At 60.1% G+C, this 12,283-nt stretch carries 11 protein-coding genes and 1 pseudogene; 9 read left to right on the plus strand and 3 right to left on the minus strand.

All coding sequences use genetic code 11. From position 1 onward, the window contains the following. Nucleotides 1-657: 657 nt before the first annotated feature. On the minus strand, nucleotides 658-1,524 hold the full coding sequence (locus tag QZ522_RS13670; RefSeq protein ID WP_294612573.1) for a branched-chain amino acid aminotransferase: 867 nt from the start codon (nucleotides 1,522-1,524) through the stop codon (nucleotides 658-660). Between the two features lie 166 nt (nucleotides 1,525-1,690). Here QZ522_RS13670 and QZ522_RS13675 point away from each other — a divergent pair, with 166 nt between their 5' ends. The 9 genes from QZ522_RS13675 to leuB all read left to right on the plus strand — a co-directional run bounded on the left by QZ522_RS13675 (nucleotide 1,691) and on the right by leuB (nucleotide 9,806). After that, the gene (locus tag QZ522_RS13675) at nucleotides 1,691-2,188 is read left to right on the plus strand and encodes a MarR family transcriptional regulator (RefSeq protein WP_294612576.1); all 498 of its coding nucleotides are present in this window, start codon (nucleotides 1,691-1,693) and stop codon (nucleotides 2,186-2,188) included. Next, on the plus strand, nucleotides 2,185-2,886 hold the full coding sequence (locus tag QZ522_RS13680; protein ID WP_294612579.1) for a response regulator: 702 nt from the start codon (nucleotides 2,185-2,187) through the stop codon (nucleotides 2,884-2,886). The genes QZ522_RS13675 and QZ522_RS13680 overlap by 4 nt, the downstream gene beginning before the upstream one ends. 128 nt (nucleotides 2,887-3,014) lie before the next feature. Next, a complete protein-coding gene (locus QZ522_RS13685) occupies nucleotides 3,015-3,512 on the plus strand; it encodes a hypothetical protein (RefSeq protein ID WP_294612582.1) in 498 nt (165 codons plus the stop codon). 300 nt (nucleotides 3,513-3,812) lie between these two features. Next, the gene (gene leuC / locus QZ522_RS13690) at nucleotides 3,813-5,219 is read left to right on the plus strand and encodes a 3-isopropylmalate dehydratase large subunit (protein ID WP_294612585.1); all 1,407 of its coding nucleotides are present in this window, start codon (nucleotides 3,813-3,815) and stop codon (nucleotides 5,217-5,219) included. Further along, the gene (locus QZ522_RS13695; RefSeq protein ID WP_294612588.1) at nucleotides 5,219-5,566 is read left to right on the plus strand and encodes a hypothetical protein; all 348 of its coding nucleotides are present in this window, start codon (nucleotides 5,219-5,221) and stop codon (nucleotides 5,564-5,566) included. Before leuC ends, QZ522_RS13695 begins: the two co-directional genes overlap by 1 nt. 180 nt (nucleotides 5,567-5,746) lie before the next feature. Beyond that, nucleotides 5,747-6,352 carry a 3-isopropylmalate dehydratase small subunit gene (gene leuD, locus QZ522_RS13700; RefSeq protein ID WP_294612591.1) on the plus strand — a complete coding sequence of 202 codons (606 nt, stop codon included), beginning with the start codon at nucleotides 5,747-5,749 and terminating at the stop codon, nucleotides 6,350-6,352. Nucleotides 6,353-6,686: 334 nt separating this feature from the next. After that, complete coding sequence (locus tag QZ522_RS13705; protein ID WP_294612593.1) at nucleotides 6,687-7,532, plus strand: hypothetical protein; 846 nt, start codon at nucleotides 6,687-6,689, stop codon at nucleotides 7,530-7,532. Between the two features lie 53 nt (nucleotides 7,533-7,585). Beyond that, the gene (locus tag QZ522_RS13710) at nucleotides 7,586-8,611 is read left to right on the plus strand and encodes an endonuclease/exonuclease/phosphatase family protein (RefSeq protein WP_294612596.1); all 1,026 of its coding nucleotides are present in this window, start codon (nucleotides 7,586-7,588) and stop codon (nucleotides 8,609-8,611) included. Nucleotides 8,612-8,699: 88 nt separating this feature from the next. Further along, the gene (leuB, locus tag QZ522_RS13715) at nucleotides 8,700-9,806 is read left to right on the plus strand and encodes a 3-isopropylmalate dehydrogenase (RefSeq protein WP_294612599.1); all 1,107 of its coding nucleotides are present in this window, start codon (nucleotides 8,700-8,702) and stop codon (nucleotides 9,804-9,806) included. A gap of 120 nt (nucleotides 9,807-9,926) precedes the next feature. On the opposite strand, the gene adh is transcribed toward leuB, so the two are convergent. After that, nucleotides 9,927-11,447, minus strand: a complete 1,521-nt coding sequence (gene adh / locus QZ522_RS13720) for an aldehyde dehydrogenase (RefSeq protein WP_294612601.1) — start codon at nucleotides 11,445-11,447, stop codon at nucleotides 9,927-9,929. A 122-nt stretch (nucleotides 11,448-11,569) separates the two neighbouring features. Further along, nucleotides 11,570-12,085: pseudogene (locus tag QZ522_RS13725) on the minus strand (helix-turn-helix domain-containing protein); the annotation flags it as partial. Nucleotides 12,086-12,283 lie beyond the last annotated feature (198 nt).

The following is a 12,283-nucleotide window of genomic DNA, read 5'->3' on the forward strand; positions in this document are numbered from 1 at the left end:
GAATTTATTCAGCTATTAAGCTTACTTACACAGGATCATTCAAAACAACCCTTCAAGTCAAGCACCTCCGAAAAACACAACCTAAACGGTATTATCCCGCGAAACACTCCCATTACAGAAGGTCACAGAATTCGCAATTGCCCCACTTCTGCCCCGTTCTCCTATCCTCCATGATGGCCACGCCGCCCTGATTTTCGCCATATTTCAGCCGCAAATCCGGCAGCCACACTGTCGCCGCCGTCGGCATGATCACCTATGGCTGGCGCGAGCATTGATGCCGCAACTGAAACAGTGAAATTGAAATCAGATCATTGATCACGCAAAAAGGGGAAAATATGAGGATTGCTCCCATAAATCTCCGGATGTCAGGCAAGGACTGTCTCCGCCTGGGAAACACATGCTCGGCGGCGCTCGGCCACCATCAAGCGCAAAAACCGCCTGCCCGCAGTGCGCCTTATGATTGCCACATTTTCGACACGCTTAAAGCGAGTACGCAAAACGCCCCTCAGAGCGTGGATTTCCCAAGGGGGCAATCGTGACGCCGAATCACCATATCAAAATCGGGCAAACCGAGCGCAACCGACGGGCTTGGCACATACAAAACGCCGCCCGGTAGATATTCCGGACGGCGTGAAAGACGTGATGCAGGAATGTGCCTCAGGCGCGCACGAGCGCCTCGTAGCCCTCGGAGATTTCGCGCGTCAGTGCGCCAACCTCAAAGTTGTAATCGCCGATCTGGCCGACCGGGGTTACCTCGGCGGCAGAGCCGGTCAGGAAGCACTGCTCGAAGCCCTCAAGCTCTTCCGGCATGATGTGGCGCTCATGGACCTTGATCTGGCGGTCGCGCAGCATGCCGATCACCGTCTGCCGGGTCAGACCGTTCAGGATCGAATCCGGTAGCGGCGTATGGATTTCGCCATCCTTGACGAAGAAGATGTTGGCACCGGTCGCCTCGGCCACATAGCCGCGATAATCCAGGAACATAGCGTCCGAACAGCCCTTGGCCTCGGCTGCATGCTTGGACATGGTGCAAATCATGTAAAGACCTGCGGCCTTGGCCGCCACCGGGATGGTTTCGGGGCTCGGGCGTTTCCACTTGGCGATATCAAGCTTGGCCCCTTTCATCTTGGCGTCGCCATAATAGTTCCCCCATTCCCACGCCGTTACCGCCATGCGGATCGGATTGCGCGAGGCCGCGACCCCCATATCCTCGCCCGCGCCGCGAAACGCCACCACACGCAGATAGGCGTTGGTCAGCCCGTTGGCCTCCAGCACTTCGCGTTTGGCCGCCTCGATCTGATCGACGGTATAAGGGATCGCCATATCCATAAGCTCGCCCGATTTCAAAAGCCGCGCAGAATGCTCACGGCTTTTGAACACCTTGCCATCATAACAGCGCTCGCCCTCGAATACCGAGCTGGCATAGTGCAGCGCATGGGTGAGAATGTGGACATTGGCATCGCGCCAATCGACAAGGCCACCATCCATCCAGATCTTTCCGTCGCGATCATCATAGCCAGACATCATCCGTCTCCTCTTGGCTGTCTTTGCATTTGTTGCGCAATTTACGTCCGTTTCGGACATTAAATTGCGCTAAAACTGAGATTCGCTACCAGTTTGACCTTGGAATGTCAACAAAGCTGACGTAATGTGAAACATATCGCGTGAGTTTTGTAAGCGGAGAGTGGTCATGGCCGAATTCCAGGGTGGCGAAAACCTTCTGTTTCTGACCGACGAACAGCTGCGCCAGGGCATCGAGGCGATGTTCTTTGCCTATCGTGGCTTTACCGCCGATCCCGACCGTATCCTTGCAACCTTGGCCTATGGGCGCGCGCATCATCGTGCGATCCACTTCATCTCGCGCAGCCCCGGCACCACGGTCAACAATCTTCTCGCCATCCTCGGGGTGACCAAGCAATCGCTCAACCGGGTGCTGCGCGCCCTGGTCGAGGACGGGCTTGTCGACAGCCGGGTCGGCAAAAGCGACAAACGCGAGCGTCACCTCTATCTGACCGAAGAGGGCGAGGCGCTAGAACGCAAGCTGTCGGATGCCCAACGCGCCCGCATGCGCGCCGCTTACCGCGCCGCCGGGCCACAGGCGGTGGCCGGTTTCCGTCAGGTGCTTAAGGCGATGATGGACCCGGACATGCGCCGCCGCTATTACGCGATCAGGGAGACTGACACATGACCGGGCCTGCACCGCATCTGTTGATCGTCGATGATGACGAACGTATTCGCGGCCTGCTGCGCAAATTCCTGATGCGGCACGGGTTTCTTGTTTCGGTCGCGCGCGATGCGGCCCATGCGCGCCGGGTTCTTGCGGGCCTGGATTTCGATCTTATCGTGATGGATGTGATGATGCCGGGCGAATCCGGGATCAACCTGACGCGCGCGCTACGCGAAACCCACACGACGCCGATCCTTCTGTTGACCGCACGCGGCGAGACCCCGGACCGGATCGAAGGGCTGGAGGCCGGCGCCGATGACTACCTCTCCAAACCGTTCGAGCCGAAAGAGCTTTTGCTGCGGATCAACGCGATCCTGCGCCGGATGCCAGAGCCGGAACCGGAAAACGCCGCCCCCAAGGTCCTGACGATGGGCCCCGTGCGATACGACATCGAGCGTGCAGAGCTTACCCGCGGGGGCCTGCCGATCCGTCTGACCGCGACCGAAGTACAACTGATGCGCATCTTCGCCGAGAACCTGCGCCAACCGGTGACCCGCACCAAGCTTGTCGAGGATCTGGGCCGCGATGGCGGACAGGCACAGGAACGCGCCGTCGACGTGCAGATCACCCGGCTGCGCCGCAAGATCGAAACCGACCCCAAACAGCCGCGCTATCTTCAGACGGTGCGCGGCGAGGGCTATATGCTCGCCCCCGATTAGGCCCCCGCGGCACACGGTTAAGTGATCGACGGCCTGCAATCTATCATTGAAATGACGGCCCCTTGCCCGGCATGCTGCGGGCAGATCAACATATGCAAACATTCGCATAAATCATCAGGGGGATTGAAATGATATTTCGTAAAGTCATCGGCGCCGCGACATTGGGCCTGTCACTGCTTGCCAGTGCCGCTTTTGCAGAAGAGGTTTCAGTCAAGGCGGTGATGGCACCGCAAGAACAGATGAAGTTCGACCTCAACGACGGCACCAAGCATTTCGTCCTCGCGGTCCATCGCCAGGGCAAGGCCGAGGGCGAAGGCCCGCTGGCAGGGGCAAATGTCGACGAATACGGCTGGCACGACATCAACCCGCCGATGGCGGGTGATCCGCGGGGCTATCTGCGCTTTGAAACGGCCGGCGGCGATGTTGCGATCGTGAAATTCACCGTCCGGGCGGTCTTTATGAAGGGCGAGGGAAAGCCCGCGCTGCATGACAACGGGTTTTGGGAGTTGACCAGCGGCACCGGCATCTTTGCCGGCAAACGCGGTGTCGGGGCGCTTGCGATCCATCCCGCGGGCGGGCCAAACCGCGAGTTCACCCTGACGGGCGTGATCGACGACGCCCCATAAGGCGGCATGCGGGGGATGGGGGCGCTGCCCCCGTCGCCCCATGGGCGCCCCCCCCCGGGATATTTGAGGCAAGAAGAAGTGCGGGCGCAACGTTGATGAGGCCTGAATTATAAGGGCCTCTTGATAGACTCGGGCGGGCGCTGTATCTGCTCTGGCATGATACCGATTTTTGACATGGATGACCGCGCGCGCCTGCCCTGGCGTTTCTTTGGTGCGACGCTTACAATTCTGGCCCGCCTGTGAGGCGCGCAATCCACTGTCACATCTGAAAACCTGCCACCACAGAACGGGAGAGGACACATGTCCCCCAAGACGCTTTATGATAAAATCTGGGATGCCCACGTCGCCCACGAGGCCGAGGACGGCACCTGCCTGCTTTATATCGACCGCCACCTTGTGCATGAGGTCACCAGCCCGCAGGCCTTTGAAGGGCTGCGGATGAGCAACCGCACCGTGCGCGCGCCCGACAAGACCATCGCCGTGCCGGACCACAACGTGCCGACCACGCTTGACCGTGCAAATGCCGCCACCATGACCGAAGACAGCCGCATTCAGGTCGAGGCGCTGGACAAGAACGCCGCCGATTTCGGCATTCACTATTATCCGGTGTCGGATGTCCGTCAGGGCATCGTGCATATCGTGGGGCCCGAGCAGGGCTGGACATTGCCCGGCATGACCGTCGTTTGCGGCGACAGCCACACCGCCACCCATGGCGCGTTCGGCGCGCTTGCGCATGGGATAGGCACATCCGAGGTTGAACATGTCCTGGCGACGCAGACGCTTATCCAGCGCAAGGGCAAGAACATGAAGGTCGAGATCACCGGCAAGCTGCGCCCCGGTGTCACCGCCAAGGATATCACCCTTTCCGTCATCGGCGTGACCGGCACCGCCGGTGGCACCGGCTATGTGATCGAATATTGCGGCGAGGCCATTCGCGACCTCAGCATGGAAGGCCGCATGACCGTCTGCAACATGGCGATCGAGGGCGGCGCCCGGGCCGGGCTTATCGCGCCGGACGAAAAGACCTTTGAGTATTGCATGGGCCGCCCGCATGCCCCGAAAGGCGCCCAGTGGGAGGCCGCCCTTGCCTGGTGGAAAACGCTTTACTCCGATCCGGATGCGCATTGGGACAAGGTCGTGACCCTCAAGGGCGAGGATATCGCGCCCGTCGTCACCTGGGGCACAAGCCCCGAGGATGTGTTGCCGATCACCGCGAACGTCCCGTCGGCGTCGGATTTCGCCGGCGGCAAAGTCGACGCGGCTCAGCGCAGCCTTGACTATATGGGCCTGACCCCTGGCACCCCGCTGAGCGAGGTCGAAATCGACACCGTCTTTATCGGCTCCTGCACCAACGGCCGGATCGAGGACCTGCGCGCAGCGGCTGAGATCCTGAAGGGCAAGAAAGTCAAAGAGGGTCTGCGGGCGATGATCGTTCCCGGCTCTGGCCTTGTGCGCGCGCAGGCCGAGGAAGAAGGCCTTGCCGACATCTTCAAGGAGGCCGGGTTTGAATGGCGTCTGGCGGGATGTTCGATGTGCCTTGCGATGAACCCGGACCAGCTTAGCCCCGGCGAGCGTTGTGCGGCCACCTCGAACCGCAACTTTGAGGGCCGTCAGGGCCGCGGCGGACGCACGCACCTGATGAGCCCCGCCATGGCGGCGGCGGCGGCGGTAACCGGCAAACTGACCGATGTTCGGGAGATGATGTAATGCAGATCAAATTTCTTACCAGCCTCGCCCTTGTGGGCCTTGTGACTGCGTGCAGCTCGTCCGAGGACATCTCTTTGAGTAATCCGAGCTACTTCCTTGTCAAGGTGACCAACGGCGCACTTTCCGGGCAGTATAACCCGGCGGGCTATTCCAGCCAAATTGCGCAAAAGCAGATCAAGGGCGCATGCAAGGGCAACACGCTCGCCAGCTACGGCGAACAGACACAGCCCAACGGGCTAGTCGCGTTCAACGCCACCTGCCCCGGCGATCCGATCTTCGGCAATGGCAATATCGAGATCGAACGCAACCCGGAGGGCAACTACTGGTTCGAGGCAACCGGCTACTGATATTTTGCGCTAGGAACGCCTTTGGGTAGCCCGGCGCGATCACCCGTATAGACGCTATCTGTATGGGATAAGCATGGAGAATTGCAAAGTGAGGTCTGAGTAACCCGTGTTGCCACATTAACACTTTCAGACCTTCTCGCGGGTCGGTTCAACACTGCCCAAGCACAAGGAAACGAAACGATGGAAAAGTTCGAAAAACTCAGCGGCATTGCCGCACCGATGCCTTTGATCAATATCGACACGGATATGATCATCCCCAAGCAGTTCCTCAAGACGATCAAACGGTCGGGCCTTGGGGTCAACCTGTTCGACGAAATGCGCTATGACGATGACGGCAACGAGATCCCTGATTTCGTGCTGAACAAGCCGCAATACCGCGAGACCCAGATCCTTATCGCGGGCGACAACTTTGGCTGTGGCTCGTCGCGCGAACATGCGCCCTGGGCAATCAAGGATTTCGGCATCCGCTGCGTGATCGCGCCAAGCTTTGCCGACATCTTTTACAACAACTGCTTCAAGAACGGCATCCTCCCCATCGCCCTGCCGCAGGAGCAGGTCGATATCCTCATGAAAGAGGCCGAAAAGGGCGCCAATGCCCGCGTCGAGATTGATCTTGAGGCACAGACCGTATCGACCTCTGATGGTGAAGTGTTCAGCTTTGAGGTGGATGCCTTCAAGAAGCACTGCCTTCTCGAAGGGCTGGATGATATCGGCCTGACAATGGAAAAGGCCGCTTCGATCGACGCTTTCGAAGCCAAAGCATCACAGGCGCGCCCCTGGGTTTAAGCCCCAGAAACCGGAAAATGATCACGCCGCGAGCCAGTCTCGCGGCGTTTTCTTTTAAAAACAGAGCCTTGTGCCCAGTAAGCCACCACACACAAGATGCTGTGGTCACATGGCCTTGTGCCTCAGTTTTGACCAAAGTTTGATGTAATCCTGCACCAGTTGCACCCTCAATCGGCCTTAAATCTTAAGTCTAGTTAACCAAGCTCTTGAGATGTTGTGTGAAAGTGGGCAAAAGTTGGGCAATATTGAGGCATACCGCCACAATTTGGCGGATCAAGTTGGAACAAGGGCGCGGCATCGTATCGCGACCGACCAAGTTGGAGGAGAACGGGCAGTGTTCTCGCAAGTACCCGGTGCGCTTTTGCGTGCCATCCTGATCGCAATGATGGTGGCGACACCGTCTTTGCTTGTGCCTTCAACGGGGCCTGACACGGCACAGATCGTGATCGTATTGTCGATCCTCGCCGGTTTCATGACCTTTATCGAATATTACGGCGAATATCCCAGCATCATCGAGTTCCGCTTTGCGCCGCCGTTCAACCGGCTCAAGTTCCTTGCGCTTTCGGCCATTCTCATTGTCCTGTCGCTGATTTGCCGGGGCACGACCGATCCGACCGGCTGGACCGTTTTGTTTACCAACATGGGAACGGCCTTGGGTGAGGCGGTCGATTTCCCCTTTTCACCCGTGCGCATGGTCGTGCTGATGATGCCTGCGGATGCCGATACGGACCTTGTTGATCTGGTACGCACGACCTCGGGTATTTCCTATACGGTGTCGATCGTGATGATGTTCGTCTTTCTGACGCTCGTGCGGCTTTTGGGTTGGCCCTCGCGCAATGGCGCGTTCAATGTCTGGGTGAACCTGCCACTATTTGATCCGACCGGCGGGGGCGATGTGCTTCACCGTTTGCGTCGGGATGCAGGTCTTAACATTGTATTAGGGTCTTTGTTGCCATTCTTGATCCCGGCGGCTGTTCGGGCGGCCTCGGATATGATCGGTCCGATTTCCATCGCGAACCCGCAAATCCTGATCTGGACGATGACCGCATGGGCGTTTCTGCCAGCAAGCATGTTGATACGAGGCATCGCCATGCGCCGGATCGCCGACATGATCCAGGAAAAGCGCCGCCGCGCCTATGCCGAAGACGCGCTTCCGGGCTCGATACTGCAACGCGTCTGATCCGCTGCGTTCATACGATTTTACTGACGCTGATGGTATTGGCAGGCCCGGCCATGGCCGAGAGCCTGCGCGTGGCAAGCTGGAATGTCGGGCTGGATCGCAAGGGGCCGGGGCTATTGCTGCGCGATATCCTGCGCGACGAAGACCCGCAGATTGATGCGATTGCCGATATCGTGGCGCAAGTCCGCCCGGACATTCTTGTTCTGCAAAAGGTCGATTACGATCAGGACCTGATTGCCTTGCGCGCACTGCGTGACCGGATCGCCCGCGAGGGTTGGCGGCTTGAGCATCTCTTTGCGCGCCGCCCCAACAGCGGGCTTGCCACCGGGGTTGATATGGATGGGGACGGCCGATTTGGCGGCGCGCGCGATGCGCAGGGCTTTGGCGATTTTTCGGGACAGGGCGGCATGGCGATTCTGTCGCGCGCCCCCATTGATGCCGCGAAGGCCGAGGATTTCAGCGCGCTTTTGTGGCGCGACCTGCCCGGTGCGATCATGCCGGTGGTGGCGGGCGCGCCCTTTCCGTCCGCCGAGGCCGCAGCGGTGCAGCGCCTGTCCAATGTGGGGCATTGGGTGGTGCCTGTCATCCTGCCTTCCGGGCCGGTGTACCTTTTGACGTTTCATGCGACGCCACCGGTGTTTGACGGGCCAGAGGATTTGAACGGGCGGCGCAATCACGATGAAATCCGGTTCTGGCAACATTACCTCGACGGCAGGTTCACCCCCCCACCCAAGGCGCGTTTCGTGGTGATCGGCGACGCCAATCTTGATCCCGAGGATAGCGATGGGCGGCGCAAGGCGATCCGCGGCCTGCTGGATGATCCGCGCCTCCAGGACCCGCGCCCGATGGGCCCGCAAGGGGCCCCCGAGTCAGCCACATCGGGCGATCCGCGGTTTCATACCGCCCATTGGCCCGCCCCCGGCCCCGCCGGATTGCGGGTATCTTATGTCATGCCTTCCGTCGACATTGCGGTCCGGGATGCCGGGGTTTTCGCCCCGCCCGCAGGCACGCCGGGCGCCGCCGCCGCCGGTATTGCCAGCCATCACAACATGGTCTGGGTCGATATCGCCGTCGATTGATGCCCGGTGCCGCGACGCTTTCTTGACCATCCCCTGCCTTCGCTATAGGCCATCGGGCAACATCACAGCCACAACAAGGACATGCCCCATGAGCAACCCTTCGCTTCTTATCCTGCCCGGTGACGGGATCGGCCCCGAGGTCATGGCCGAAGTCAGCAAGATCATCGACTGGTTCGGGGCCAAACGCGGCATCGCATTCGATGTGTCGACGGATCTTGTGGGCGGCTGCGCCTATGACAAGCACGGCGTGCCGCTGCATGATGACACCATGGCCAAGGCCCAGGAAGTGGATGCGGTTCTTTTGGGCGCCGTAGGCGGCCCGGCCTACGACAATCTGGATTTCAGCGTAAAGCCCGAGCGCGGCCTGCTGCGCCTGCGCAAGGAAATGGATTTGTTCGCCAACCTGCGCCCTGCACAATGCTTTGACGCTCTGGCTGATTTTTCCTCGCTCAAGAAGGATATCGTCTCCGGTCTTGATATCATGATCGTGCGCGAACTGACCTCGGGCGTCTATTTCGGCGAGCCGCGCGGCATTTTCAAAGAGGGCAACGAACGGGTTGGCGTCAACACCCAACGCTATACCGAGTCCGAGATCGACCGGATCGCCCGTGCCGCCTTCGAGCTCGCGCGCAAGCGCGGCAACAAGGTGTGTTCGATGGAAAAGGCCAACGTGATGGAATCCGGCATCCTGTGGCGCGAAGTGGTGCAAAAGGTCCACGACGAAGATTACGCCGATGTCGAATTGAGCCATATGTATGCCGACAACGGCGCGATGCAGCTTGTGCGCGCCCCGAAACAGTTTGACGTGATCGTCACCGACAACCTGTTCGGTGACATCCTGTCGGATTGCGCGGCGATGCTGACCGGATCGCTTGGCATGCTGCCCTCGGCCAGCCTTGGCGCACCGATGGCCAATGGCCGCCCCAAGGCGATGTACGAACCCGTGCACGGCTCGGCGCCCGATATCGCGGGTCAGGGCAAGGCCAACCCGATTGCTTGCATCCTAAGCTTTGCGATGGCGTTGCGGTATTCCTTTGACATGGGGGATGAGGCGACACGGGTCGAAAAGGCCGTGGAAAAAGTGCTCGCCGATGGGCTTCGCACGGCTGATCTTCTGGGCAATGAAGGCGAAACGCCGATCTCGACCGCCGAGATGGGCGATGCCATTGTCGCCGCCCTTGACGCCAGCCTCTGAGCGACCCGTCACTTAAGGTTCCAAAGGCCCGCCACTTGTGCGGGCCTTTTTCATTGATGGGGATCACCCTGCGCCTCTGCGCCTGTGTCCGGGCGCCCCCCCGTATCAAGATCGAAACCCCTAGAAGAACCCAAGTTTGTTGGGATTATAGCTAACCAGCATATTCTTGGTCTGCTGATAGTGATCCAGCATCATCTTGTGGTTTTCGCGCCCGATTCCCGACTGTTTATAGCCACCAAAGGCCGCATGTGCCGGATAGGCGTGATAGTTGTTGACCCAGACACGACCGGCCTCGACCGCACGTCCAAAGCGGTAACAGGTATTGGCATCGCGGCTCCAGACACCGGCGCCAAGGCCGTACATGGTGTCATTTGCGATGGCGAGCGCCTCGGCCTCGTCCTTGAAGGTGGTCACCGAGACAACGGGGCCAAAGATTTCCTCTTGAAAGACGCGCATCTTATTGTGCCCCTTGAGGATCGTCGGCTGCACATAGTACCCGCCCGCCAGATCACCGTTAAAGCGCGCCGCATCGCCGCCAACCAGAACCTCGGCCCCTTCTTCGACACCGATGGTCAGATAGGACATGATCTTGTCCTGCTGCTCGGCACTGGCCTGTGCGCCGACCATGGTTTGGGGATCGCGCGGGTCGCCCTGTTTGATCGCCTTCACCCGCTCGATGCAGCGCGCGATGAACTCTTCATAGATGTCTTCCTGAATGAGGGCACGGCTGGGACAGGTGCAAACCTCGCCTTGGTTGAAGGCAAACAGCACGAAACCCTCGATCGCCTTGTCAAGGAACGCGTCGTCTTTGGCCATCACATCCGAGAAAAAGATGTTCGGGCTCTTGCCACCAAGCTCAAGCGTGACCGGGATCAGGTTTTCGGTCGCGGCCTGCATGATCTTGCGGCCGGTGGCGGTCGATCCGGTAAAAGCGATCTTGGCGATGCGCGGCGATTTTGCGAGCGGCGCGCCAACCTCGGCGCCCATGCCGTTGACGATGTTCAGCACGCCGGCCGGCAAGAGATCGGCAATCAGCTCGACCAGCACCATGATCGCGGCCGGGGTCTGTTCGGCCGGCTTCATCACGATGCAATTGCCCGCCGCGAGGGCCGGGGCAAGTTTCCATGCCGCCATCAGGATCGAAAAATTCCACGGGATGATCTGACCGACCACGCCAAGCGGTTCGTGGAAGTGATAGGCCACCGTGTCATTGTCGATTTCCGACATGGTGCCCTCTTGCCCGCGCAGAACACCGGCAAAATAGCGGAAATGATCGACCGCCAGCGGGATATCGGCGGCGCGCGTCTCGCGGATCGGCTTGCCATTGTCCCAGGTCTCGGCCTGCGCCAGAACTTCGAGATTGGCCTCAAGCACATCGGCGATCTTCAACAGGATGTTCGACCGTTCGGTCGAGGACCTGCGCCCCCAAGCCTCTCGTGCGCCATGGGCGGCATCAAGCGCAAGCTCGACATCCTCCGCGTCAGAGCGCGCGACGGTACAGACAACCTCGCCGGTGATCGGTGTGATATTGTCAAAATAACGCCCGTTGACCGGCGGCACGAATGTGCCCCCGATGAAGTTGTCGTAACGGGTCTTGAACGGCGAGGCATACTGCCCCGCGACTTGGGTCATCTCATTCATGGTGAATCCTCCGATTGCGCCCGGTCCTCCGCCGGGATGACACAAACCTGCGTGTTGAAGGGATCCCTGTCAGCCCTGCCGGTCTGGACGATCCGGCAAACCTGTCTCAGGGCTGAGACAGGTCAGGCGATGTTTTCGCCCAGGCCAAGCCGTTTCATCCGCCGATAAAGCGTCGCGCGCCCGATCCCGAGCGCACGCGCCGCCGCAGAGACATTGCCGCCCGCCCGCGCAAGGGCGCGAATCACAGCCGCGCGTTCGGCCCGTTCAAACCCGCGCGGGCCATCCTCGCAGCCAAAGATATCAGAGGCGGGAACGGCGGTGATCGGCCCGGTGGCGCCAAGACCGAATGCCTTGCGCGCGCCGCGCGTGGCCCCGATCACGATGTCATCGTGATCCACCGCCAAAAGCATCGCCACCTCGGAATCGTCGTGATCGGCAAATACGATCCGCGCCTTTGGAAAGGCGGCGCGGAAATTGTCCGCCTCGATCTGGCGGGCGGTCTGTGCCACGGTCGCGGCAATCAGGCGGTTGAACCCCTCGGTCTGATCCGAGCGCGCCGAAGAGACATCCAGCGCCGCCATGATCTGGCCCTCGGCGCCATAGATCGGCGCGTCCATACAGCTCATCGCCGTGTTGCGCCGTGCGCGCGAGCACTTTTACGGTGTCTACCCACCAGCTGCCGCCTTTGAATGTGACGGTATGTTCCGCCTCACCGACGTGAACGCTGTAATTGCCGGTATCGTTCACTCGCACATCCACGTCGATGCGCTCTTCATTGTGGATCAGTGACACACTGTAGGTCAGAGGAGACCACAGAACCAGCGTTTCGGCCGGCG

This window comes from uncultured Roseovarius sp. (assembly GCF_913054395.1).
Classification (GTDB): Bacteria; Pseudomonadota; Alphaproteobacteria; order Rhodobacterales; family Rhodobacteraceae; genus Roseovarius.